This window comes from Maricaulis sp. ABE4_448, from assembly GCF_056160825.1.
In genome coordinates this window covers 730,534-752,311 of record NZ_JBSWXX010000001.1, presented here as the reverse complement: position 1 = coordinate 752,311, position 21,778 = coordinate 730,534, and the positions used below count along the sequence as shown (strand labels likewise).

25 protein-coding genes are annotated in these 21,778 nt (G+C 66.0%); 17 read left to right on the top strand and 8 right to left on the bottom strand.

The annotated features are described in order from the left end of the window. Positions 1-57 precede the first annotated feature (57 nt). From rpmH to dapD, 7 genes are all read left to right on the top strand, one after another. The gene (rpmH, locus tag ACXAJV_RS03625; protein ID WP_271186404.1) at positions 58-192 is read left to right on the top strand and encodes a 50S ribosomal protein L34; all 135 of its coding nucleotides are present in this window, start codon (positions 58-60) and stop codon (positions 190-192) included. Between the two features lie 5 nt (positions 193-197). After that, positions 198-587, top strand: a complete 390-nt coding sequence (gene rnpA, locus ACXAJV_RS03620) for a ribonuclease P protein component (protein WP_475082025.1) — start codon at positions 198-200, stop codon at positions 585-587. 14 nt (positions 588-601) lie between these two features. Further along, on the top strand, positions 602-2,395 hold the full coding sequence (yidC, locus tag ACXAJV_RS03615; protein WP_475082023.1) for a membrane protein insertase YidC: 1,794 nt from the start codon (positions 602-604) through the stop codon (positions 2,393-2,395). Positions 2,396-2,460: 65 nt separating this feature from the next. Then, entirely contained in the window at positions 2,461-3,033 is a 573-nt protein-coding gene (gene yihA, locus ACXAJV_RS03610) for a ribosome biogenesis GTP-binding protein YihA/YsxC (RefSeq protein ID WP_475082021.1), read from the top strand. Positions 3,034-3,037: 4 nt separating this feature from the next. Next, positions 3,038-4,048 carry a DUF1036 domain-containing protein gene (locus ACXAJV_RS03605; protein WP_475082018.1) on the top strand — a complete coding sequence of 337 codons (1,011 nt, stop codon included), beginning with the start codon at positions 3,038-3,040 and terminating at the stop codon, positions 4,046-4,048. Next, on the top strand, positions 4,045-4,743 hold the full coding sequence (locus tag ACXAJV_RS03600; protein WP_475082016.1) for a pyrimidine 5'-nucleotidase: 699 nt from the start codon (positions 4,045-4,047) through the stop codon (positions 4,741-4,743). The genes ACXAJV_RS03605 and ACXAJV_RS03600 overlap by 4 nt, the downstream gene beginning before the upstream one ends. Before the next feature lie 292 nt (positions 4,744-5,035). Continuing rightward, positions 5,036-5,875, top strand: a complete 840-nt coding sequence (dapD, locus tag ACXAJV_RS03595; protein ID WP_475082013.1) for a 2,3,4,5-tetrahydropyridine-2,6-dicarboxylate N-succinyltransferase — start codon at positions 5,036-5,038, stop codon at positions 5,873-5,875. A gap of 181 nt (positions 5,876-6,056) precedes the next feature. Here the strand turns inward: dapD and ACXAJV_RS03590 are convergent, their stop codons facing one another. Beyond that, complete coding sequence (locus tag ACXAJV_RS03590; protein ID WP_475082010.1) at positions 6,057-7,262, bottom strand: TIGR03862 family flavoprotein; 1,206 nt, start codon at positions 7,260-7,262, stop codon at positions 6,057-6,059. An 8-nt stretch (positions 7,263-7,270) separates the two neighbouring features. Next, positions 7,271-8,440, bottom strand: coding sequence for a DmpA family aminopeptidase (locus tag ACXAJV_RS03585; protein ID WP_475082007.1), 1,170 nt, complete (start codon positions 8,438-8,440; stop codon positions 7,271-7,273). 116 nt (positions 8,441-8,556) lie between these two features. On the opposite strand from ACXAJV_RS03585, the gene ACXAJV_RS03580 reads away from it, so the two are divergent. Then, a complete protein-coding gene (locus ACXAJV_RS03580) occupies positions 8,557-8,898 on the top strand; it encodes an aspartate decarboxylase (protein ID WP_271186389.1) in 342 nt (113 codons plus the stop codon). 16 nt (positions 8,899-8,914) lie between these two features. After that, positions 8,915-9,391 (top strand): N-acetyltransferase family protein, encoded by a 477-nt coding sequence (locus tag ACXAJV_RS03575; RefSeq protein ID WP_475082004.1) that lies wholly within the window; start codon positions 8,915-8,917, stop codon positions 9,389-9,391. Here the strand turns inward: ACXAJV_RS03575 and ACXAJV_RS03570 are convergent. After that, complete coding sequence (locus ACXAJV_RS03570) at positions 9,388-9,852, bottom strand: cupin domain-containing protein (protein WP_475082001.1); 465 nt, start codon at positions 9,850-9,852, stop codon at positions 9,388-9,390. The genes ACXAJV_RS03575 and ACXAJV_RS03570 overlap by 4 nt on opposite strands. Positions 9,853-9,902: 50 nt before the next feature. Here ACXAJV_RS03570 and dapE point away from each other — a divergent pair, with 50 nt between their 5' ends. Further along, positions 9,903-11,069 (top strand): succinyl-diaminopimelate desuccinylase, encoded by a 1,167-nt coding sequence (dapE, locus tag ACXAJV_RS03565; protein ID WP_475081998.1) that lies wholly within the window; start codon positions 9,903-9,905, stop codon positions 11,067-11,069. After that, positions 11,066-11,644, top strand: coding sequence for a hypothetical protein (locus ACXAJV_RS03560; protein WP_475081996.1), 579 nt, complete (start codon positions 11,066-11,068; stop codon positions 11,642-11,644). Before dapE ends, ACXAJV_RS03560 begins: the two co-directional genes overlap by 4 nt. Here the strand turns inward: ACXAJV_RS03560 and truA are convergent. Both truA and fmt read right to left on the bottom strand, forming a co-directional pair. Beyond that, the gene (gene truA, locus ACXAJV_RS03555) at positions 11,626-12,375 is read right to left on the bottom strand and encodes a tRNA pseudouridine(38-40) synthase TruA (RefSeq protein WP_475081993.1); all 750 of its coding nucleotides are present in this window, start codon (positions 12,373-12,375) and stop codon (positions 11,626-11,628) included. The genes ACXAJV_RS03560 and truA overlap by 19 nt on opposite strands. Then, a complete protein-coding gene (fmt, locus tag ACXAJV_RS03550; RefSeq protein WP_475081991.1) occupies positions 12,375-13,307 on the bottom strand; it encodes a methionyl-tRNA formyltransferase in 933 nt (310 codons plus the stop codon). Before fmt ends, truA begins: the two co-directional genes overlap by 1 nt. A gap of 81 nt (positions 13,308-13,388) precedes the next feature. Here fmt and ACXAJV_RS03545 point away from each other — a divergent pair, with 81 nt between their 5' ends. Both ACXAJV_RS03545 and ACXAJV_RS03540 read left to right on the top strand, forming a co-directional pair. Further along, a complete protein-coding gene (locus ACXAJV_RS03545) occupies positions 13,389-13,751 on the top strand; it encodes a Kazal-type serine protease inhibitor family protein (RefSeq protein WP_475081988.1) in 363 nt (120 codons plus the stop codon). Positions 13,752-13,893: 142 nt separating this feature from the next. Continuing rightward, complete coding sequence (locus tag ACXAJV_RS03540; protein ID WP_475081986.1) at positions 13,894-14,262, top strand: Kazal-type serine protease inhibitor family protein; 369 nt, start codon at positions 13,894-13,896, stop codon at positions 14,260-14,262. Positions 14,263-14,428: 166 nt separating this feature from the next. On the opposite strand, the gene ACXAJV_RS03535 is transcribed toward ACXAJV_RS03540, so the two are convergent. After that, positions 14,429-14,998, bottom strand: coding sequence for a hypothetical protein (locus ACXAJV_RS03535; RefSeq protein ID WP_475081984.1), 570 nt, complete (start codon positions 14,996-14,998; stop codon positions 14,429-14,431). Positions 14,999-15,173: 175 nt separating this feature from the next. On the opposite strand from ACXAJV_RS03535, the gene ACXAJV_RS03530 reads away from it, so the two are divergent. Beyond that, entirely contained in the window at positions 15,174-16,025 is an 852-nt protein-coding gene (locus ACXAJV_RS03530; protein WP_475081983.1) for a pirin family protein, read from the top strand. An 85-nt stretch (positions 16,026-16,110) separates the two neighbouring features. Continuing rightward, positions 16,111-17,085: a glutathione S-transferase family protein gene (locus ACXAJV_RS03525; RefSeq protein WP_475081980.1), complete on the top strand. Its 975-nt coding sequence runs from the start codon at positions 16,111-16,113 to the stop codon at positions 17,083-17,085. A 173-nt stretch (positions 17,086-17,258) separates the two neighbouring features. Here ACXAJV_RS03525 and def read toward each other — a convergent pair whose 3' ends face one another. Together def and ACXAJV_RS03515 are read right to left on the bottom strand one after the other, a co-directional pair. Beyond that, a complete protein-coding gene (gene def / locus ACXAJV_RS03520; protein ID WP_348509316.1) occupies positions 17,259-17,783 on the bottom strand; it encodes a peptide deformylase in 525 nt (174 codons plus the stop codon). A 31-nt stretch (positions 17,784-17,814) separates the two neighbouring features. Continuing rightward, positions 17,815-19,275 (bottom strand): DNA recombination protein RmuC, encoded by a 1,461-nt coding sequence (locus tag ACXAJV_RS03515; protein WP_475081976.1) that lies wholly within the window; start codon positions 19,273-19,275, stop codon positions 17,815-17,817. 171 nt (positions 19,276-19,446) lie between these two features. Here ACXAJV_RS03515 and ACXAJV_RS03510 point away from each other — a divergent pair, with 171 nt between their 5' ends. Both ACXAJV_RS03510 and ACXAJV_RS03505 read left to right on the top strand, forming a co-directional pair. Continuing rightward, positions 19,447-20,565, top strand: coding sequence for a GNAT family N-acetyltransferase (locus ACXAJV_RS03510; protein ID WP_475081974.1), 1,119 nt, complete (start codon positions 19,447-19,449; stop codon positions 20,563-20,565). A gap of 66 nt (positions 20,566-20,631) precedes the next feature. Then, positions 20,632-21,759: a PQQ-dependent sugar dehydrogenase gene (locus tag ACXAJV_RS03505; protein ID WP_475081972.1), complete on the top strand. Its 1,128-nt coding sequence runs from the start codon at positions 20,632-20,634 to the stop codon at positions 21,757-21,759. Positions 21,760-21,778 lie beyond the last annotated feature (19 nt).

The following is a 21,778-nucleotide window of genomic DNA, read 5'->3' as shown; positions in this document are numbered from 1 at the left end:
CCGGATGGGCCGCGTATTAGCCGCCGCTCTCGAATTGAACGCCGATGGAGCGCGACCGTGAAACGCACATTTCAACCGTCCAAGCTCGTCCGCAAGCGCCGGCACGGCTTCCGTGCGCGCATGGCGACGAAAAACGGCCGCCAGGTCCTGGCTCGCCGCCGTGCCAAGGGCCGCAAGCGCCTGTCCGCCTAAATACGATGGACACGCAGCCGCTAGCCGTTAATCGGCTGAAAAAGCGGCGCGAATTCTTGTTCGTCGCCCAAGGCAAGAAAGCCGTCCGGTCCAGCGTCGTTATCCAGGCGCGAAGACGGGGCGGCTCTTCTTGTTTGTACCAGACGGTCGGTGCGGGTTTTACCGCCACGCGCAAGATCGGCGGCGCAGTTGTCCGCAATCGCTGCAAACGCCGTTTGCGCGAGGCCGCAAGGCTGCTACTCCCCCTCCACGGACAGCCCGGCTTTGACTATGTATTCATCGCGCGTGCGTCCACGTCCGCAAGGGACTGGCCGCGTCTGATGGGGGATGTCAAAAGCGCACTGGTGAGCCTCGCCGAAGACGGGGCTCCGGGTGGCAAGGGACAAACAGCCTGAAAGGCCGAGTTTTCATGGGCGAAGAACAACGCAATCTGTTTATCGCGCTGGGTCTGATCCTGGCCATCATGCTGGGCTATGAGTTCTTCTTCCTGCGCCCGGCCCAGGAAGCCCGCGAAGCGGAGCGCCAGGAAGCCCTGGAAGCGGCCGGCGAGCTGGCCGAGGCTGATCCCGACCTGCAATTGCCCGATACCGACGCCGGGCCCGCCTATGAAACGCGCGACGACGCGCTGGGCGATGTGCAGCGCGTGGAGATCGAAGGCCCGGCCGTGCTGGGTTCGCTCTCGCTGACCGGGTCGCGCTTTGACGATATCCGCCTGCGCCGTCACACGGTCACCGTCGACAATGACGCCCCGATCGCCCTGCTCAACCCGATCGGCACGGAACACACATTCTACGCCCGCGACGGCTGGCAGTCGGCCACGCCGGGCTTTTCCGACCTGCCGGGCAATGCCGCGCAATGGACGCTGGCCTCGGGCAGCCGCCTGACGCCGGAAACGCCCGTCATGCTGGTCCACGAGACCGCCTCGGGCCTGCGCTTCGAGCGCACCGTCTCGCTGGACGAGAACTACATGTTCACGATCGCCGACACGGTGACGAACAATTCCGGCCAGCCGGTCGACCTGGCCCGCTACGGCCTGGTGCGCCATGAAGGCATTCCCGAAGACCTGGTGAAGAATATCGCCGTGTTCGAAGGCCCGCTGGCGGTTGTCGACGGCGCCCTGACACGCTCCAGCTTCCAGCGCCTCGAAAAGGGCGAGGGCGAGGAAGAAGTCTCCGGCACGGGCGGCTGGGTCGGCATTACCCAGCGCTACTGGATGGCCGCCGCCATTCCCGACCAGGACGTTGCCTTCACCGCCAATTTCCGCATCCGCGAGCGCGGCGCCGTCGACGCCTATGAGGCGACCTATATCGAAGCGACGCGCGAGCTTGCGCCGGGCGCCTCGATGACCTCGACGGCCTATGTCTTCGCCGGCGCCAAGGAGCTGGACGTGCTCGACGCGGTCGAGGATGATTACGGCATTGAGCGCTTCGACATGGCGATCAACTGGGGCTGGCTGTGGTTCCTCACCCGGCCCTTCGTCTGGCTGCTGCATCTTCTGGAAGGCGTGACCGGTCATTTCGGCCTCGCCATTCTCGCCCTCACCCTGATCATCAAGCTGGTGATGTTCCCGCTGGCCAACCGCGCCTACGCCTCGATGGCGAAGATGAAAGCGGTGCAGCCGAAAATGCAGGAACTCAAGGAACGCTACGCTGCCGATACCCAGAAGCAGCAACAGGCGCTGATGGAGCTGTACAAGAAGGAGAAGATCAATCCGCTGGCCGGCTGTCTGCCGATCCTGCCGCAAATCCCGATCTTCTTCGCGCTCTACCAGACCCTGTTCAACGCCATCGAGATGCGCCACGCGCCCTTCTTCGGCTGGATCCGCGACCTTTCCGCGCCGGACCCGACCAATGTGTGGAACCTGTTTGGCCTCATCCCCTACGATCCGTCCAATATCTGGCTGATCGGCGGGGTTCTGGGCATCGGCGCCTGGCCGATCATCATGGGCATCACCATGGCCGCCCAGCAGGCGCTCAACCCGCCGCCGCCGGACCCGATGCAGGCGCGCATTTTCGCCATGCTGCCGATCGTCTTCACCTTCGTGCTGGCGCCGTTCGCGGCCGGCCTGGTGATCTACTGGGCCTGGAACAACTTCCTCTCGGTCGCCCAGCAATACATCATCATGCGCCGCCACGGGAATGAGACCCAGCTGGACAAGCTGATCAAGCGGCTGCAGGGCAAGGCTTCGGGAGACCAGTCCTGACGGGCGATGACGATCTCGATCTGGCAGCGGGGCGGCGGCTTTTCTCGCGGCCCTGCACCTTCATCATGGGCGCGGTCAGCCTGCAGCAGCTGCCCGAGCCCGACCGCACCGAGATCGCCTTTGCCGGACGCTCCAATGTCGGCAAGTCCTCGCTGATCAATGCGCTGACGCGGCAGAACAATCTCGCGCGCGCTTCCGGCGAGCCCGGCCGTACGCGCGAGCTGAACTTCTTCGATGTCGATGACACGAACCTGCGCATCGTCGACCTGCCGGGCTATGGCTATGCCAAGGCGCCCAAGGACGTGGTGGAGAAGTGGACCAGGCTGACGCGCAACTTCCTGCGCGGCCGGGTCAATCTCAAGCGCGTCTACCTCCTGATCGACAGCCGTCACGGCCTCAAGACCGTCGACGAGAAGATCATGGATGTGTTCGACGAGGCCGCCGTGAGCTATCAGATCGTTCTGACCAAGACCGACAAGATCAAGCCGCCGGCGGTGAAGCGTATCACCGAGGAAACGCTGCAGGCGATCATGAAACGCCCGGCCGCCTTCCCGCGTGTCGTCGCCACCACCAGCGCCAAGGGCGACGGGATCGATGTGCTGCGGGCGGAGATCGCCGCCCTCCTGCCGGAGTTCTGATGCGATGATGCGCCTGCCGGTCCGGATCGCCGCCTGCCTGGCCCTCCTCGGCCTTGCCGCGTTTGCGGCACCGCGCGCCGGGGCGGCCGAGATCTGCAATCAGACCAGCTATATCACGCATATCGCCGCCGCCTGGGCGGTCGAGGGCGGGGTCGCCATCGAGGGCTGGACCCGCGTGCGCCCGGGCGAATGCGCCGAGGTGGCGCAGGAAGTCGATCTGGAGGCCAACACCCAGCCCCTTTTCTTCTACGCCAAATCCACCGCGGCCTATCTCGGCGGCGTGCGCGAATGGCGCGGCACGGTGCCGCTGTGCGTCGACGAGACGGATTTCCAGGTTGTCGCCAATACGCGCTGCGCCGCACTGGGCCTCGCCTCGCGCGACTTCTTCATGCGCGAGGGCGATGAGCGCGAGCGCACCGTGCTGGTCGAACCGTCGGATTTCGGCCGCCGCGCCCAGATCGCCGGTATCCAGCGCCTGCTGCAATCGGCCGGCCATGCCGTCACCGGTGTCGACGGTTACGACGGCCGCTCCACGCGCCGCGCCCTGACCCGTTTCCAGTCCGAGGCCGGTATTTCCGGCAGTCCCGGCGATGCCGCCCTGATCGACGCGCTCGAGGCGCGGGCGCTGGAGCGCAATGCCGGTTCCGGCCTGATCGTGTGCAACGAGGCCGACGGCGATATTGCCACGGCGATCGGCCACCGGGCCGGCGAAATCTGGCAGTCGCGCGGTTGGTGGCGCATCCATGCGGGCGAATGCGCCCGCCTGCTCGCCAGCCGGCTGGAGAGTAATAACGCCTTTGTCTATGCCGAACGCATTTCGGGCCAGGGCCGCCGGCCGATGAGCGGCGGCGAGGAGCGCTTCTGCCTCGCCCCGGCCCGCTTTGTCTCGGAAGGCCGCACCGAGTGCGCCGAGCGCGGCTATACCGCCGCCGGCTTCCGCCGTGTGCCGCAGCCGGAAGACGGCGGCGTGCGCATCACCCTCACCGAGGCCGATTTCCAGGGATTGCGGCAATGAGCGAAACGCAGGGCGCTGACCTCACCCATGCCACCCACTGGGTGTTTGACCTGGACAATACGCTCTACCCTTCCAGCGCGCCGGTGATGAGCCAGGTCGACCGCCGCATGACGCAATTCGTCGCCCAGCTCCTCGCCCTGCCCGAGGACGAGGCCTACCAGGTCCAGAAGCACTACTGGCGCACCTATGGCACCACGCTGAACGGGCTGATGGCCAATCACGAGATCGACCGCAGCGCCTTTCTCGACTTCGTGCACGATATCGATGCCAGCGTGATCGATCCCGACCACACCCTGGCCGGCCGCATCGCCGCCCTGCCCGGCACCCGCCTCGTCTACACGAACGGCTCGCGCCGCCATGCCGAGAATATTCTCGGCCGTCTCGGCCTCACCCATCTGTTCGACGATATTTTCGATGTCGAGGCCGCCGGCTTCACGCCCAAACCCCATCGCGCGGGTTTCGACCGCTTCACCGCCCGCTTCGACATCCCCGCCGCACAATCCGTCTTCTTCGAGGACTCGGTGCGCAACCTCAAGACCGCCCACGAAATGGGCTTCACCACTGTACTGGTGAGGGCGAAGGACGGCCCGCGGGACGAGGAAAGCGCGGCCCCGGGCGAACATCCCGAACATGTGCACTATGCGGTGGATTGCCTGAGCACGTTTTTGGGGGATGTGCGGGTGAAGCGCAGCTAGCGCCGCGACTACCCGCTCCTTGTCATCCCGGACGCATGCCCGGCCTTGATCCCGGCTCAAGGCCGGGAGGGCGTAGATCCGGGACCCATAATCCCGGTGCACATCCCGCTGTCTCCACTATCGGACCTGCTTTCGGCCGACATTGGCGCGTATAGATCCCGGCTCTGCGGCCCGCTTTCGCGGGCCATCCGGCCGGGATGACAAGGAAGAGGGGAAGCACCGGCGCCCTTCCCCCTCTCCCGCACCGGTGCTAAGTCGCGCTCATTCTCCGTATCAGCCTGACGAGCGAGCCATGACCGACGCCCTGCAATCCGCCATCGAGACCGCCTGGGACAATCGCGACAGCGTGTCCGCCGATACGAAGGGCGAGGTGCGCGAGGCGGTGGAGACGGCGATCGGCCTGCTCGATGCCGGTAAGGCGCGGGTGGCCGAACGCGCGGGCAATGGCGCCAATTCAAACAAGGACTGGCAGGTCAACCAATGGCTCAAGAAGGCCGTGCTGCTGGGCTTCCGGCTCAATCCGATGGGTCTGGTCGAGGGCGGTGTCGCCGGCTCGAAATGGTGGGACAAGGTGCCCTCCAAGTTCGAGGGCTGGGACGAGGCGGCGTTCAAGGCCGCCGGCTTCCGCGCCGTGCCGCCCTGTGCCGTGCGCCGCGGCGCCTATATCGCACCAGGCACGGTGCTGATGCCGTCCTATGTGAATATCGGGGCATATGTGGACGAGGGCACGATGGTCGACACCTGGTCGACGGTCGGCTCCTGCGCCCAGATCGGCAAGAATGTCCACATTTCCGGCGGTGTCGGGATTGGCGGCGTGCTGGAACCGCTGCAGGCAGGCCCGGTGATCATCGAGGATGATGTCTTCATCGGCGCACGCTCGGAAGTGGCCGAGGGCGTGATCGTGCGCACCGGCGCCGTGATCTCCATGGGCGTCTTCCTGGGCCAGTCGACCAAGATCGTCGACCGCGCGACCGGCGAGATCACCCGCGGCGAAGTGCCCGAATACGCCGTCGTCGTGCCCGGCACCCTGCCCGACCCCAAGGGCGGCCCCTCCCTCGCCTGCGCCGTCATCGTCAAACGCGTCGACGCCCAGACGCGGGCGAAGACCGCGATCAACGAGCTGTTGCGGTAGGGGGCATTTCTTTCTTCCCCACATCGTGGGGAAGTGGGCCGATGCGCAGCATCGGGTCGAAGGGGTCGCGGCTGCAAGCCGCGATCATTGTTCGGCCTCGCCCGACCATACCGCCGCTCGCGCGGCGGGCCCTCCCCCGCTTCGCGGGTCCCCCTCCCCACGACGTGGGGAGGAAAATGGCTCACCCCGCCAGCCAGGCCTCCACGCCTTTCGCGGCGGCTATCCCCGTTGCGAAGCTGGCCTGCAGGAGGTAACCGCCGGTCGGGGCATCCCAGTCCAGCATCTCGCCGGCGGCGAAAACGCCGGGCTTTGCCGTCAGCATGAAATCCTCACCCACTGCCGCGCGTGTTATACCCCCGACCGAGGAGATGGCGCGCTCGAGGCCGCGCTGGGCGGTGACGGTCAGCGGCACAGCCTTGATCAGCGCCGCGAGCGCGGCGGGATCTGACGGCAGATCCGCCACCGCATCGCGCAGGAGGGAGATGGCAGCCGGCGTAAGGCCGGCCTTGCGCAGGCGGTTGGACAGGGATTGGCCCTTTTTCGCCCGCGCCAGGATCGCCGCAAGCGCCTCGGCGGTCTGGTTGGGACGCAGGTCGAGATACAGCGTCACCGGTCCTTGCGCCAGCGCGTCACGGACCGGCGCGGCGAGCGCATAGACCGCCCCGCCTTCCAGCCCGTAGCGGGCGATCACCGCCTCGCCGGCGACCCGCTCCTCGCCCAGGGTGAGCGCGATCGTCTTCAGCGGCGTGCCGGCGAAACGCTCCCTGGTAATGTCACTGAATGTCACCTCTATGCCGCAGTTGGAGGGCATGAACGGGGCCGTTGTGATGCCCTCGCGTGACAGTATGTCCGCCCAATATCCGTCCGATCCCAGCCGTGGCCAGCTCGCCCCGCCCAGCGCCAGAAGCGTTGCGTCGGCGCGGTGCGTGACCGGTCCGTCCGGCGTATCGAACACCAGCGCACCCTCTTCGTCCCAGCCGGTCCAGCAATGTCTCACATGCAGGGTAACACCCTGATCGTCCAACCGTTTCCGCCAGGCTCTCAGCAGCGGCGACGCCTTCATCGCCTCGGGAAATACCCGGCCCGACGAGCCGGTAAACACCGCCTGGCCCAGCCCTTCGCACCAGGCCCGCAGCGCCGCCGGATCATGCTTGAGAATGACCGGCCCCAGCCAGTCCGCCGCTTCGCGATACCGGCCCAGAAAAGCCGGCAGGGGTTCGGAATGGGTAAGGTTGAGACCGCCGCGCCCCGCCATCAGGAATTTGCGTCCCGGCGTCGGCATTTTCTCGAAGATATCCACGCCGAACCCCGCCGCGGACAGATACTCCGCAGCGATCAGACCGGCCGGCCCGGCTCCGATGATGGCAATACGCTTCGCGGTGGTCATGGCCTGTCCTAGCGCGCGTCCCGCGCCGCGACCATCGCCCGCACCCGTTCGACCGGCAGGGCGTGCACCACGGCGTCCGAGCCGACGACCGGATACTCGATGTCCTCGGCCATCAGGAGGGCGTTATAAATGGCTTCCTCGGTCGCCTCGATCGCGGCCTGGAAGAGCGGCGACATCTGGCCGTTCGGCAGGTCGGCCATCATCGCAACATCCGAGCGGCGCTCCGGCGTGCGGCGGACATCGGGATGGGTGGAGAAGGCAAGGGCGTAATCGCCCGAACCGTTGGTGATCGACGCACCGGTACGCGCCAGGCCGGCGAAGGTGCGCCGGGCGAGACGTTCCAGATTACGGTCGGACAGGGGCGCATCGGTGGCAAGCACGATCATGATGGAGCCATCAGCGCGATCATCTGCGACGTGGTCCGAGAGATAGAATTGCCCCAGTTCCTCGCCGACGGGCAGGCCGTCCATCTGCAGGATGCCGCCATAATTCGTCTGCACCAGAATGCCCAGCGTCCAGCCGCCCAGAGCTTCGGGCAGGCGGCGCGAGGACGTACCGATCCCGCCCTTCCAGCCAAAGGTCACCGTGCCATTGCCGGCGCCGACACTGCCTTCAGCGACGGGCCCGTCCGAAGCGCTCTCGATCGCCTCAACTGCATGCTCCGGCATGACAATCCGGGCGCGGATATCGTTAAGCCGGCTGTCATTGGTCTCGCCGACCACCATGTTGAGCGAACGGATGCCCTCATGCCCCGGCCGCGCCAGCGACCAGTCGAGTATCCCGTCCGCCGCCCGCGGCACGGCCAGCGTGTTGGTGAGCACGATGGGCGTTTCGATCTCGCCCAGCTCGCGGATCTGCGTCGCCCCCATCAGCTTGCCATAGCCATTGCCGACAGCGAGAGCCGCCGGAACCTTGTCGGCATAAAGATCACCGCCATGCGGCAGGATCGCCGTGACGCCGGTGCGGATCGCGGCTTCGGCGTCGGTCAGCGTTACCTGGCCGACACGCACGCCCGCCACATCGGTGATCGCATTGAGCGGGCCGGGCGCCAGCACGCCCGGCGCAATACCGATCTCGCGGGCGCGGACCTGATCCTCGCCGCGCGTCTGGGCGCCTGCTGCCGCTGTCGTCACCACCATCGCCATTGCCAATCCTGCCAGCCTTGCCGCACCGATCATGACGGCGCCTCCCTGATCTGCTGCCCCGTTTATATCAGCCCCTGCGCTGACGTGCCGCTACCCGTTGCGGCTCGAATCTGATGGGATGGACCGGTTCGAACAGGAAGAGGCACGTCATGAGCGACGAAACCAAGACAGACCGTCCGGCGGTGGCCGACCCGGCAGCACCCTACGGGTCCGCCAATAATCCGTCGGAATTTGACGTGCTGAACAAGCTGGGCAAGGACGAGCCCTATTTCATCATCCGTGGCGGCGACCCGCTGTCCGACGCGCTGGTAGAGCTGCACGCCTATATCGGCGCAGGCCAGTCCGGCGCGGCACACGACACGCTGGAACGCATCCTCGCCCTCACCTCGCAACACCCGCCCCGTCCGGTCGGCTCGCCGAAATACCGCGAAACCTTCAAGATCTCGGTCTCGATGGAACGCTATCGCGAGACGCACGGGCGCTCGCACTAGCCTGCAGGTCAATGCCATGAGCGACATTGTCACGATCCGCCGGGCCGCCCCGGCGGACTTCGCGGTATTGGGCGAGATCATGTTCGACGCCGTCCACAACGCCCCCAGCCGCTACACGCCGCAACAGCGCCAGGCCTGGGTACCGGAACCGCGCCGCGGCGACGACTGGAATACGCGCCTGTCCGGACAGGTGATCTTCATCGCCGAACAGGACGGTCACGCCGCCGGCTTCATGTCACTGGCACCGCCGGACTATATCGACTTCGCCTATATCCGGCCCGGCTTTCAGGGCTCGGGCCTGTTCCGGCGGCTCTACACGGCCATCGAGGAACTGGCGATCGAGACAGGCCAGACCCGCCTGACCGTCCATGCCAGCCTGATGGCGCAACCGGCCTTCTCTGCAATGGGGTTCGAGATCACACAGCCCGAGACGGTCGAGGTGCGCGGGGAACGGCTCGACCGGTTCGCGATGGGAAAGCCCCTCAAAGGCTAGAAGCGCGACCCGTCCTTGCGGCGAAAGCAATCCGGGTCGGAATAGCGGCCCGGCTTCGCCTCCAGATCGATATCGGGATAGAAGGCCGCGTCTGCGTCCGAACGGCCGCCCGCGACCAGGAAGACGCAGTCTGCGCCGGAGCGGTTTTGCAGGCAGTGCCCGTTCTCAACGCCGGCCGGAAAGCCCGCACAATCGCCGGCGCGCAACACGGTCTCGCCCTCGTCGGTGACCAGAACCGCCTCGCCTTCCATCATCATGACGAACTCGTCCTCATGCGTGTGCCAGTGACGCTGGGACGACCAGGCCCCCGGCTCCAGGCGCACGAGATTGACACCGAAGCCCGTCAGCCCCGCCGTCATCCCGAGCCGCCGCGCGTGGCGCCCCTTAACGACGCCGGCATACTCGGCCGGGTAGCCCGTCCCCGTCGTCTCCTCGATATCCTCGATCGCAAATTTCACCATGGCTGTGCCCCCGATCTGGCGCGCCCGCACGAACGGGCTATGTTTCCCATATGGATACGCTTTCAGATCTCGCCAACCCAGTTCCGATCGCCCAGGCGCTGATCCGCCGGCCGTCGATCACCCCGGCCGATGCCGGTGCGCTGGACGTGCTGCAGGGCATGCTGGAGGCGATGGGGTTTGACTGCCGGCGTTATCCGTTCGGCGAGGTGGACAATCTTTATGCCCGCCTCGGCACGGCCTCGCCCTGCTTCCTGTTTGCCGGACATACCGATGTCGTGCCGCCCGGCGACGAGGCCGGCTGGCAGCGCGCACCATTTGCGGCCGAGGAAGCCGACGGCGTTCTGTGGGGACGCGGCGCCGCCGACATGAAGGGCGCGATTGCCGCCATGGTCGCTGCCGTGCGCCGCCATCTCGACACGGCCGGCACGCCGGACGGCTCGATCGCCTTCCTGATCACGGGCGATGAGGAAGGTCCGGCGATCAATGGCACAAAGGCGGTGCTCAAGGCGCTGGAAGCGGAAGGCGAAACCTTCGACCACTGCCTGGTCGGCGAGCCGACCAATCCCAATGCGCTGGGCGACACGATCAAATCTGGCCGGCGCGGATCGCTGAATTGCGAGATCACAATCACCGGCCGTCAGGGGCATGTGGCCTATCCGGAACGGGCGGAAAACCCGATCCCGCCCTTGCTCGACCTGCTGGCGCGACTGCGTGCGCGGACGCTGGACAGCGGTGTGCCGCATTTCCAGCCGTCCAATCTGGAAATCACCACCGTGGATGTCGGCAATCCGACCACCAATGTCATCCCCGCCACCGCCCGGGCCCGCTTCAACATCCGCTTCAACATCGCCCATACCGGCGCCGACCTGACCCGCTGGATCGAGGATGAGGCGGCCGGTGTGAACCTTCATTTCGACGGGCAGGTGAAGACCGATATCCATGTCACCGGCGAAGCTTTCCTGACACCGGCCGGCGGTTTTACCAGCCTGCTGCAGGATTGCGTGGAAGCGGAAACCGGGCGCCGCCCCGCCCTCACCACCGGCGGCGGAACCTCTGACGCCCGCTTCATCCAGGCCTATGCGCCCGTGGCCGAGTTCGGCCTGGTCGGCGCGACCATGCACCAGGTCAATGAGCGTGTGCCCGTCAGCGATATCGAAAGCCTGACGCGGATCTATACGCGCATCCTGGATCGCTATTTCAGGGATACGCCGGAATGATGCGCCTCATTGCCGAAGCCTGGGTCGCGGTCCGGGCCAGCTGGCGTATCTTCACCTTCCGGCCGGACTGGCAGTCCGGCTTCGATGTATCGATGGGCGGGTTCTGGCGCTCCTTCGGCGCCATCCTGTTCGCCGTGCCGATGATCGCGATGATCCACATCTCGGGCGAGGCCGTCGGCCGCACGCTCAGCTGGACGGACGAGGTCCTGATCCAGGGCCTGTCCTGGACGCTGTTCCCGATCGCGGCCGCCATCGCGGCGCAGGTGACCGGTGCCCGCGCCGGCTTCGTCCGCTGGATCATCGTCCACAACTGGGCGGTGCTCTGGCTCTATGCCTATCTTTTCGTGCTGTGGACGCTATTCACCGCGGGCATCCTGCCGGTCGAGCTGATGAGCATCGGGATTTTCATCTATCCCTATCTGCGCGTGCTCGCGCACTGGCGCATCGCCTATGTCTCGCTGGGCCTGCCGACCATTACGTCCGCGCTCGCAGCCGCCGTTCCCATTCTGGCGACGGAAATCGCGGTGAGGGTCTATTTCACCAGCGTGGTCGTCCCTCAGGCGTCCGGCGGGTAATCGACCGCCACGAGGTAGAGACCGTCCGGCGGCGCAACCGGCCCGCAGCGGCTGCGATCGGCAGCGTCCAGCGCCGCCTTGAAGTCCTTCGGGCTCCACTTGCCCGTGCCGACCTCGACCAGCGAGCCCACCATGGAGCGCACCTGGCGGTGCAGGAAGGAGCGCGCCGAACAGGTCAGCTGCACTTCCTCGCCATAGCGGGAGACCTGCACCGCATCGAGCGTCTTCACCGGGCTTTCCGCCTGGCACTGGGCATCGCGAAACGTCGTGAAATCATGCTGGCCGAGCAGCGCCTGGGCGGCGTGGTGCATCGCATCGGCGTCGAGCCGTTTCGGCACCCGCCAGACCTGGCCGCGATCGAGGGTGAGCGGCGGGCGGCGGTCGATCATGCGGTAGAGATAATGCCGGGTCGTCGCCGAGAAGCGGGCATGGAATTCATCGTCGACACGCTCGGCTTCCAGCACCGCCACCGGGTCGGGCTTGAGGTGATAATTCAGCGCATCGCGCACCTTGTCGGCGGCCAGATCCTTGACAAGATCGAGATGCGCGACCTGTCCCAGCGCATGCACGCCGCTATCGGTCCGCCCCGCGCCATAGACCAGGACCGGCGCGCCATCCAGCCGTTCCGCGGCCCGTTCGAGCGCGGCCTGGACTGAGGGGGCATTGTCCTGACGCTGCCAGCCTGCAAAGGGCGTCCCGTCATACTCGATGGTGATCTTGTAGCGCGGCATCAGGCGAGCACCGTGCCGGGCTCGACGCTGTTGCCGCGCAGGAAATCGGTGGCGTCCATGGCGCCCTTGCCAGCCCGCTGCAGGCGGACCAGGCGCAGCGCGCCCTCACCGCAGGCGATCAGGAGATTGCCGTCGAGCGCTTCGCCCGGCGCGCCGGAGCCCGTCTCGGCCTTCGCCATCAGCACCTTCACCCGCACAGCCTCCTTGCCGGTATCCAGTTCGAACCAGGCGCCCGGAAAGGGCGCAAGACCGCGCACATGATTGGCCAGTTCACCGGCCGGGCGTGTCCAGTCGATCCGTGCTTCCTCGGAGGAGATCTTCCTGGCATAGGTGACGCCCTCTTCCGATTGCGGCACCGCTTCCAGGCTGTCGCGTTCGAGCGCCGACAGGGCGCGCGGCCACATCAGCGCGCCGGTCTCCATCAGCTTGTCGTGCAGGCTGGCCGCGGTATCGGTGGGGGCGATGGCGACGGTTTCCGACAGCAGGATCGGGCCGGTATCCAGCCCCGCCTCCATCTGCTGGATCTGCACGCCGGTCGTCGCATCGCCCGCCATGATGGCGCGCTGGATCGGTGCGGCCCCGCGCCAGCGTGGCAACAGGGAGGCATGCAGGTTGAGACAGCCCAGGCGTGGTGCGTCCAGGGCCGCCTGCGGCAGGATCTGGCCATAAGCGACCACGGCGGCCACATCGAGATCGAGCGATGCAAATTCCTCGATCACCTGCGGGTCGCGAAAACTCTCCGGCGTCGAGACCGGAATGCCCAGCACTTCGGCGAGCTGGTGGACCGGGGTCTTCTGCTCGGCCTGGCCACGGCCGCGCCGGCGGGGCGGCTGGGTGTAGACCCGGGCGACCTCGTGGCCGGCGGCGGCGATCTCGGCCAGCGAGCGGGCGGCGAAGTCGGGCGTTCCCATGAAGGCGAGGCGCAGTGTCATTGTCGATCAACATTCATCTGAGGTTGGGCTTGGGGTGTGATATCGTCCCCGGCAATGAAACGCCAAGAGGAAGCGTCACCCATGAAACTCGCCTGGCTTGTCCTGCCCCTGACCCTGCTCGCCGCCTGCGCCGCCACCGACACCCCGCCGCCCGGCCATGGCGGACCGGACCCGATTGTCGTCGGCATCGGCGAGATGTGCGGCGGCAATACGCGTCCCCAGCGGATCTGCGGCGGTGCGCCGGAGGCCAATTACTGCCGCTATGAACAGGCCGCCATGTGCGGTGCCGCCGACGCGCCCGGCACCTGCCAGCCGCGGCCGCAGATGTGCACCCGGGAATACCGCCCGGTCTGCGGCTGTGACGGCCAGACCTATGGCAATGCCTGCACCGCGGCCTCGGCCGGTGTCAGCATTGTCCACGAAGGCGAATGCCGCGCGGAATAGCGTTCACGGCGGGACGGGATTTGCTTCAGCCACGCAATAATTCGTGATGGCCGGCGATCAACGTCCCGCTACCCCAATAACAGGCATAATGGTAGATCGCACCCGCGTGCCAATCATGGCACCAGGGTCAAGGACACCATACATGCGCATGCAAATTTCCGCTGCTCTTCTGGGCGGCGCGCTTCTGATGGCCTGCACGGCTTCCGAGGACGTCTCCGCAGCCCAGGACGCTGCTCAGGAAGACACGTCTGTCGTGAGCGAAACCGTCACCGAAACCCCGGCCGAAACGGTCGTCGAGGACACCGGTACGGACCCCATGCCGACCGACGCAACGGTCGATGCTGAAACCCCGGCCGAAGCGGTGGAAGCCGACGCGGTCTGCACCCAGGACTATGCTCCGGTGTGCGGTTCCGACGGCGAAACCTACGGCAATGCCTGCGAAGCCGACCTCGCCGGCGTGGACGTGGCCGCCTCTGGCGAATGCCACACCGACGAAGAGCCGCAGAACTAGAGCGTGGTCAGGTGAAGTGGGAACCGGTTCACCGGTTCGACCACGCGACCACTCAGCAATCCGGGGCAGGAAACGATCCTGCCCCGGGCGTCTCTCCGCATCGAGAACCTGACGGGCCGGTTTCCCAACGACCGGCCCGTCTTGTTTTCGGGCTTGTTTTTGAGCCCTATTCGAAACCCCAGGGCGGGGGCGGGGCGTCGACGGGCCGGGTCAGATCGAACGCGGCCGCGAAATGCCGCTCCGGACGGTCCAGCGCATAGGTGAAGCTGTCCTCCGTCAGCGTGATCGACCAGACATTCTCCATCGAGGCCGGAATACCCTCGCGCTCGAACAATTCGCGCGAGAAGTCGTCGGCGGGAAACTCGGCCCGGCTGTCCGACGGCGGTTCGACCGTGTCGCCACCATACTGGGTCAGCACATCCTCGCTGCCATCCTCATGGCGGTGATCGTGCTTGAGACGCAGATGCCCGTCGCCCATGCGCGTGATCACCCAGGTCCGTGACCGGTCCTCCCCAACATGCAGCGGAATGCGGATTTCCGTGTCCGAACACTCCCGCACATGCATGACGAGACGCTGCGACGCCCAGTCGGCATCGCGCGGATCGTCGCTGGCGACATGCCCTTCGAACGCCTGGCCGCAATAGGCGCCAAGACGGTCGAACAGGTCGGCCTGTTCTGCAGGCTGTGAACAGGCCACCAGGGCCAGCGGCACAAGGCCGGTCATCAGGTGTTTCATTGGCAATCTCTCTCCCCAATCGCGGATTACCCTGCCCGATCCTTGCCGCAGTGGAAACAATCCTTTTCGTCCGCTGCGGTGGGTCGCGCGGCCGGTCATGCCTATCTTGGGATCAAGCCAAGGCCCGGGCGGACTGCAAGACCCCGGCGGCCTTAAAGACAAGGAGCGCATCGCCATGACTGCGACCGATACCGTGACCCGCCCGCGCAAGATCACCAAGGTCTCGCGCGGCCTGCCGACCTCCGACGGGGCCGGCGTGAAACTCACCCGCATGCTGGGCCATCGCGGGCTGATGGATCTCGACCCTTTCCTGATGCTCGACCAGATCCGCTCCGACGATAGCGCGGACTATATGGCCGGCTTCCCGAACCATCCCCACCGCGGCTTCGAGACCGTGACCATCATGCTGGACGGCAAGATGCGCCATGGCGACAACAAGGGCCATTCCGGCGTGATCGAGGGAGGCGGCATCCAGTGGATGACGGCCGGCCGCGGCATCGTGCACTCGGAGATTCCCGAGCAGGAGGATGGCCGCCTGTGGGGCTTCCAGCTGTGGGTGAACCTGCCCTCGCACATGAAGATGACCGATCCGGGTTATCAGGAGTTCGCCAGAGACGAGATCCCGGTGGAAACCCGCGGCGGCGCGACCCTGCGCGTGCTCGCCGGCAAGAGTGCCAGCGGTGTGGAAGGCCCGGCGAAATCGGTCTCGATCCAGCCGACCCTGATCGACATCGTGCTGCAGCCGGGTGCCACGCTGCGTGAAAGCATCGATGCCGACCACACCGCCTTCATCGCGGTCTACAAGGGCATGGTTTCGTCCGGCGAGGGCCGGGTGAGCGATCCCGATCTGGGCGTGCTGGAAGACGGCGACACGATCGAGCTGACCGCCGGGCCGGAAGGCGCCAGCCTGCTGCTGGTGGCTGGAAAGCCGATCAATGAGCCCGTCGCGCGCTACGGTCCCTTCGTGATGAATACCGAAGCCGAGCTGCACCAGGCGGTGCGCGACTTCCAGGCAGGCCGCTTCTAGGCGGAACCGAGACCGGCCGGACCCGTCGCATCAGCGGCGGGTCCGGCACCCCGGCACACACAAAACACCAGGAAAGGAGAAGCCGATGGGCCTCCTCGTCGACGGCCAGTGGCAGGACCGCTGGTATGATACGGACAAGACCGGCGGACGTTTCGAACGCTCCGCCTCGAAACTGCGCAACTGGGTGACGCCCGACGGCGAGCCCGGCCCCTCCGGCCGCGGCGGTTTCAAGGCCGAGCCCGGGCGCTATCACCTCTATGTCTCCTATGCCTGCCCCTGGGCGCACCGCACGCTGATCTACCGCGCGCTGAAGGGCCTGGAAGACATGATCTCGGTCTCGGTCGTCGACTGGTTCATGGGCGGGAATGGCTGGACCTTCAAGGATCGCGGCGACGGCATTGTCGGCGACGATCTCTTCGGCAAGGACTTCCTCTACCAAGTCTATCTGGAAAGCGAGCCGGACTATTCCGGCCGCGTCACCGTGCCCGTGCTGTGGGACAAGCAGACGGGGCGCATTGTCTCGAACGAGAGCGCCGAGATCATCCGTATGCTCAACTCGGCTTTCGATGAAGCCGGTGCGAAACCGGGCGACTGGTATCCGCAAGACAAGCACGACGAAATCGACGCGCTGAACGACCGCATCTACGAGACGGTGAATAACGGCGTCTACAAATCCGGTTTTGCGACCTCGCAGGACGCCTATGAAGAGGCCGTGCGCCCGCTCTTTGAGAGCCTGGACTGGCTCGAGGGCATTCTGGCGGAAAAACGCTTCCTGACCGGCGACACACCGACCGAGGCCGACTGGCGTCTATTGCCCACCCTGTTGCGCTTCGACCTCGTCTATCACGGGCATTTCAAGTGCAATATCCGGCGGATCGAGGACTATCCCAACCTGTCCGGATACATGCGCGAACTCTACCAATGGCCCGGCATCGCCGGCACCTGCAATTTCGACCATGCCAAGGCGCACTACTATGCCAGCCATGAAAGCGTAAACCCGACCGGCATCGTCCCGGTGGGCCCGGCGCTGGATCTGGAACGGCCGCACGGGCGGGGATAGGAGCGCGCCGGATAAACGCCGACGGCGCGATTCCCCCCTCATCCGCCCTTCGGGCACCTTCTCCCCTCGGGAGAAGGGGTTTGCCGATGGCGACGCAAAACACCCCCCCTCTCCTTGGGGAGAGGGCCGGGGAGCGGGGGAAAACACCGATCTGAGCGGAAAAGAACCAGCCCCTAAGCCGCGTCGCGGGACTTGTCTTTTTCGGCTTTCTTCACCTTCTGCACCGCCCGCTGCCGCTTCAGGCGCGAGAGGTAGTCGATGAAGAGAATGCCTTCCAGGTGGTCCATTTCGTGCTGGATGCACACGGCGAACATGCCCTCGGCGATCTCGTCGCGCTCATTCCCGTCATAGTCGAGATATTGCACGCGGATGCGGTCGGGACGCTCGACCTCGTCGAACACGGCCGGCACCGACAGGCAGCCTTCCTCATAGGGACGTAGCGTGTCGGACGGGTCGGACAGGACCGGATTGACGAAATAGCGCGGCTGCGGCTCCTCGTCGGAACCGGCCAGATCCATCACGATCACGCGCTTGGGCACACCGATCTGGATCGCGGCGAGACCGATGCCGTCGGCCGCGTACATCGAGTCCAGCATGTCGTCCATCAACGCACGGAGCTCGTCATCCACCCGGTCGACCGGTTGGGAGACTTCCTTCAGACGCGGGTCCGGGACGGTAAGAATGTCACGTATAGCCATGCCCCTAAAATAGTCGCAGCGGCTTAACGGTTCAAGAATTCGCCGCTTCTGACGCCGTTTCCGGCGCAGCCAAGGCAGGCGCCTCGCCGGACGCGTCATCCTCGTCCAGCCCGGCGGCGTCGAGATACTCGCTCGGCAGGGCCTTGCGGGCATTCGCCCCCAGCGTCTTGAGCATCTCGGCCTGGCGTACCAGATTGCCCCGCCCCTCGACCAGCTTGCCCTTGGCGGCCGACCAGGCATCCTTTGCACCATCGATCCGCTTGCCGACGGTTTCCAGGTCCGACACGAAGCCCTCGAACTTGTCGTAAAGCGCGCCGGCGCGGTCGGCGATATCGATGGCGTGGCGGTTCTGCCGGTCGATCGTCCACAGATTGCCCACCGTGCGCATGGCCATCATCAGCGTGGTCGGCGTGGCGATCATCACATTGCGGTCCCAGGCATAGCTGGACAGTTCCGGATCGTTCTGCAGCGCCAGCGAGGCCGCGCCCTCGAGCGGCACGAACATGAGGGTGAAGTTCACCCCCGGGTAGAGACTTGCGTAATCCTTCTCGCCCAGCGCCTTGATATGGGCGCGCACAGAGGCGATGTGCTGTTTCAGCGCCGTCTTGCGCGCGGTCTCGTCCTCTTCATTGACGCAGCGTTCGAAGGCGACCAGAGAGACCTTGGAGTCGATCACCAGCCGGTGTTCGCCCGGCATTTCCACGATTACGTCCGGCCGCAGCAGCGCGCCGTCATCATTCCGCTCGGTCTGCTGGGTGAAATAGTGCTCGTTCTCCCGCAGCCCGGCGCGTTCCAGGATGGTGGCCAGCACCATCTCGCCCCAATCGCCCTGCACCTTGGACGAAGAGCGCAGCGCATTGGCCAGGTTCTTGGCGTCCTCGGACATCTGATGCGCGTCCTTGCGCACCGTTTCCATCAATTGCTTGATCTCGCCGGCATGACCGGAGCGCTCGGTCGCGTCTTTCTCGACCTTCTCGCGGAAATCCTTCAACTGCTCGCGCAGCGGGTTGAGCAGGGTCTGCAGGTTTTCCGTGCTCTGCTTGTTCAGCTCGGCACCCGACGCCTTGAGGATCTCGTTTGCGGTAAGCTTGAATTGTTCGCTCAGCCGCTCGCGCGCCTTGTCGAGCTCGGCGAGCTTTTCGCCGTGATGGCGCTGCGTGGCGTCGTGCTCGGATTTCAGACTGGCAAAGTCGGACGCCAGCCGGTCCCGCTCGGCCCGCAATTCCTCGGACTGTTTGAGCAGGCGGTCGCGCTCCTCGCGCACGCTTTCCAGACGCGCCAGCTTCTCGCGTGCCTCGACGGCTTCGGTCGCGCGCTGCTCCGCGGTTTCGCGCCATTGATCGCGCTCGGCCCGCAGGGTTTCGGCCTGGTCGGCGGCAAACCCGTCTTGCGCCTTCGGCCGCCGGAAGAGCAATACGGCCAGCAGCAGGATGACGAGCGCCAGCCCGCCAAGCAGGAGCCAGGTTTCCGGAGCGATTTCGGTCAGCATCATGGGGTCGCCTTGTCTTTGCAGCTCATTCTGCGTGAGTCGGTCATGTCCCGCCACAACGCCGGCCCGCCACGACAGAAGCTGTCACCCGCCAGACGGCAGCCCTGTTCGCGCAGGAGGGGAAAACGGCCCCGATCCTGCATCCTGACGGGCAAGGGATGTGGGAGAGCGTGCATGCGCGTGCGTATCGTTTCAATCGGAGACATGACCGGCGAGCTGGTCGCGAAATGGAACGCCTGGGCGGCCCCGCAGGGGCGCCTGATCAGCCCCTATTTTCATTACGAGTTCACCGCCGCGATTGCCCGCGCGCGTTCCGACGTCCGCATTGCGATTGTGGAACAGGATGGCGAGATCGCCGGCTTCTTCCCGCACCATGTCGCCCATGACGGCGTCATCCGCCCGGTCGGGGCACCGATGAGCGATTACCAGGGCGTGATCGCCCGGCCGGACGTGCAGATCCCGCTCGAGCGGATCGTGCGCGCCTGCGGCGGCTCTGCCATGGTGTTCGACAACTGGCATTGCGCCCGGGGCGGCTGCGACCGCGCCCGCCGTAGCCGCGACGGATCGGTGATGGTCGATCTGGCCGGCGGTTCCGATGCCTATTTTGCCGCCCGACGCGCCGAATACCGCGACCATTTCCGCAAGACCGCCCGGCGCCAGCGCGCGGCCGAGCGCGATATCGGCCCGGCGCGCGTCGTGATCGGCGATGCCGATGGCAGCGCCTTTGCCCAGCTGGATGCCTGGAAGCAGACCCAGTACGAGACGACCGGCAAGCTGAATGTGTTCGGCATTGGCTGGGTGCGCGAGACCCTGAACGATCTGCGCACGCTCGATACGGCGGACTTCTCGGGGCTGACCGCCTCGCTCTGGTTCGGCGACCGGCTGGCCGCCGTCGAGTTCGGCCTCAGCGCCGGCGGCGTCTATCATTCCTGGTTCCCGGCCTATGATCCGGAACTGGCCCGCTATTCGCCGGGCCTCCTCCTGCTGCACGGCCTGTTCGAACAGGCGGCGGAACATGGCGTCGAGCGCCTCGATCTGGGCCGCGGCGGCCTGCACTACAAGAAATACTATGCCAGCTATGAAGTGCCGCTGGATCAGGGCCGCGTCCTGGTGCCCGGCCTCGCCTCGACCGCGATCCGCAGCTGGGAGATTGCCGAGAAGGCAGCCGGCCTGATGCCGGGTGCCCTTGCCGAGATGCCGGCACGCCTGCGCCGCCGCTGGTCCCAGGTCAGCGCCTTCCAGCCGCGCCTCGCCCCCCGTCTGGCCAGCTTTGCCGGATCGATCTCGCTCTAGCCGCACCCGCCTCTTCATTCATGCTCCGCATCGCCCTAGATTGGTCCGGCAATAAGGGAGATGAGCATGCGCGTTGCTGCCGCCGGGCTCGCCCTTGCCGTCCTGTCGGGACCGGCAATGGCGCAAGACACGATCCACGAGACCGAACAGGCCGATTTCCGCGTCGAGACCGTCGCGACCGGCCTGGAATTCCCCTGGTCCCTGGCCTTCCTGCCGGACGGCGACATGCTGGTCACCGAACGCGAGGGCGGTCTGCGCTATATTGATGACGGCACGCTGCGCGAAGCGCCGGTCGAGGGTCTGCCGGACATCCTGGTCGACAATCAGGGCGGGCTTCTCGGACTGGCCCTGCACCCGGAATTCGCGGAGAACCGCTGGGTCTATTTCGCTTATGCTGAAGGCACATCCCGCGCCAATCACACCGCACTCGCCCGCGGCCAGCTGAGCGAGGATGGAAGCAGGCTGGACGAGGTGGAACCCCTGTTCCGCGTCAATTTCGACAAGCAGCGCGGCTATCATTTCGGCGGCCGCATCCTGTTCCTCGACGACGGCACCCTGCTGCTCACCCTGGGCGAAGGCGCCCAGTATTTCGAGGAAGCCCAGAATCTGGACAATCATCTGGGCACGATCGTGCGCCTGAATGATGACGGCACGGTCCCCTTCGACAATCCCTATGTCAGCGCCAATGGCGCCCAGCCGGAAATCTGGAGCTATGGCCACCGCAATGTGCAGGGCATTGCCCGCAACCCGCAGACCGGCGCCATCTGGGCGCATGAGCACGGGCCCCGCGGCGGCGACGAGATCAATGATATCCGCCCCGGCCTGAATTATGGCTGGCCGGCCATCACCTACGGCATCAACTACAATGGCACGCCGGTCTCCGACGCCCGGGCGGCCGAGGGCATGGAACAGCCGCTGTGGTACTGGGTACCCTCGATCGCCCCCTCGGGCATGGCCTTCTATGAGGGCACGGAGTTTCCCGAATGGCAGGGCGATCTGTTTGTCGGCGCCCTCGCCGGCTCGATGCTGGTGCGCTACGAGGTCGAAGGTGACCGGATCATTTCCGAGGAGCAGCTTCTGACAGAGCGCGGCGACCGGATCCGCGACGTACAGTCCGGTCCGGACGGGCATCTTTACCTGCTGACGGATGATCTGGAAGGCAGCGTGCTGCGGTTGGATCCGGTCATCCCCTGACCGGGCGGCCGCCGCTGCG

Bases quoted from the DNA above. Each gene is read 5' to 3' on its own strand.
- ACXAJV_RS03515 (WP_475081976.1), bottom strand. From the start codon at position 19,275: ATGATGCTGACCGAAATCGCTCCGGAAACCTGGCTCCTGCTTGGCGGG.
- ACXAJV_RS03525 (WP_475081980.1), top strand. From the start codon at position 16,111: ATGGGCCTCCTCGTCGACGGCCAGTGGCAGGACCGCTGGTATGATACG.
- truA (WP_475081993.1), bottom strand. From the start codon at position 12,375: ATGCCGCGCTACAAGATCACCATCGAGTATGACGGGACGCCCTTTGCA.
- yidC (WP_475082023.1), top strand. From the start codon at position 602: ATGGGCGAAGAACAACGCAATCTGTTTATCGCGCTGGGTCTGATCCTG.
- ACXAJV_RS03530 (WP_475081983.1), top strand. From the start codon at position 15,174: ATGACTGCGACCGATACCGTGACCCGCCCGCGCAAGATCACCAAGGTC.
- def (WP_348509316.1), bottom strand. From the start codon at position 17,783: ATGGCTATACGTGACATTCTTACCGTCCCGGACCCGCGTCTGAAGGAA.
- ACXAJV_RS03560 (WP_475081996.1), top strand. From the start codon at position 11,066: ATGATGCGCCTCATTGCCGAAGCCTGGGTCGCGGTCCGGGCCAGCTGG.
- ACXAJV_RS03575 (WP_475082004.1), top strand. From the start codon at position 8,915: ATGAGCGACATTGTCACGATCCGCCGGGCCGCCCCGGCGGACTTCGCG.
- fmt (WP_475081991.1), bottom strand. From the start codon at position 13,307: ATGACACTGCGCCTCGCCTTCATGGGAACGCCCGACTTCGCCGCCCGC.
- dapE (WP_475081998.1), top strand. From the start codon at position 9,903: ATGGATACGCTTTCAGATCTCGCCAACCCAGTTCCGATCGCCCAGGCG.
- ACXAJV_RS03590 (WP_475082010.1), bottom strand. From the start codon at position 7,262: ATGACCACCGCGAAGCGTATTGCCATCATCGGAGCCGGGCCGGCCGGT.
- ACXAJV_RS03600 (WP_475082016.1), top strand. From the start codon at position 4,045: ATGAGCGAAACGCAGGGCGCTGACCTCACCCATGCCACCCACTGGGTG.
- ACXAJV_RS03545 (WP_475081988.1), top strand. From the start codon at position 13,389: ATGAAACTCGCCTGGCTTGTCCTGCCCCTGACCCTGCTCGCCGCCTGC.
- ACXAJV_RS03605 (WP_475082018.1), top strand. From the start codon at position 3,038: ATGATGCGCCTGCCGGTCCGGATCGCCGCCTGCCTGGCCCTCCTCGGC.
- ACXAJV_RS03580 (WP_271186389.1), top strand. From the start codon at position 8,557: ATGAGCGACGAAACCAAGACAGACCGTCCGGCGGTGGCCGACCCGGCA.
- dapD (WP_475082013.1), top strand. From the start codon at position 5,036: ATGACCGACGCCCTGCAATCCGCCATCGAGACCGCCTGGGACAATCGC.
- ACXAJV_RS03505 (WP_475081972.1), top strand. From the start codon at position 20,632: ATGCGCGTTGCTGCCGCCGGGCTCGCCCTTGCCGTCCTGTCGGGACCG.
- rnpA (WP_475082025.1), top strand. From the start codon at position 198: ATGGACACGCAGCCGCTAGCCGTTAATCGGCTGAAAAAGCGGCGCGAA.
- ACXAJV_RS03535 (WP_475081984.1), bottom strand. From the start codon at position 14,998: ATGAAACACCTGATGACCGGCCTTGTGCCGCTGGCCCTGGTGGCCTGT.
- yihA (WP_475082021.1), top strand. From the start codon at position 2,461: ATGGGCGCGGTCAGCCTGCAGCAGCTGCCCGAGCCCGACCGCACCGAG.
- ACXAJV_RS03540 (WP_475081986.1), top strand. From the start codon at position 13,894: ATGCGCATGCAAATTTCCGCTGCTCTTCTGGGCGGCGCGCTTCTGATG.
- ACXAJV_RS03570 (WP_475082001.1), bottom strand. From the start codon at position 9,852: ATGGTGAAATTTGCGATCGAGGATATCGAGGAGACGACGGGGACGGGC.
- ACXAJV_RS03585 (WP_475082007.1), bottom strand. From the start codon at position 8,440: ATGATCGGTGCGGCAAGGCTGGCAGGATTGGCAATGGCGATGGTGGTG.
- ACXAJV_RS03510 (WP_475081974.1), top strand. From the start codon at position 19,447: ATGCGCGTGCGTATCGTTTCAATCGGAGACATGACCGGCGAGCTGGTC.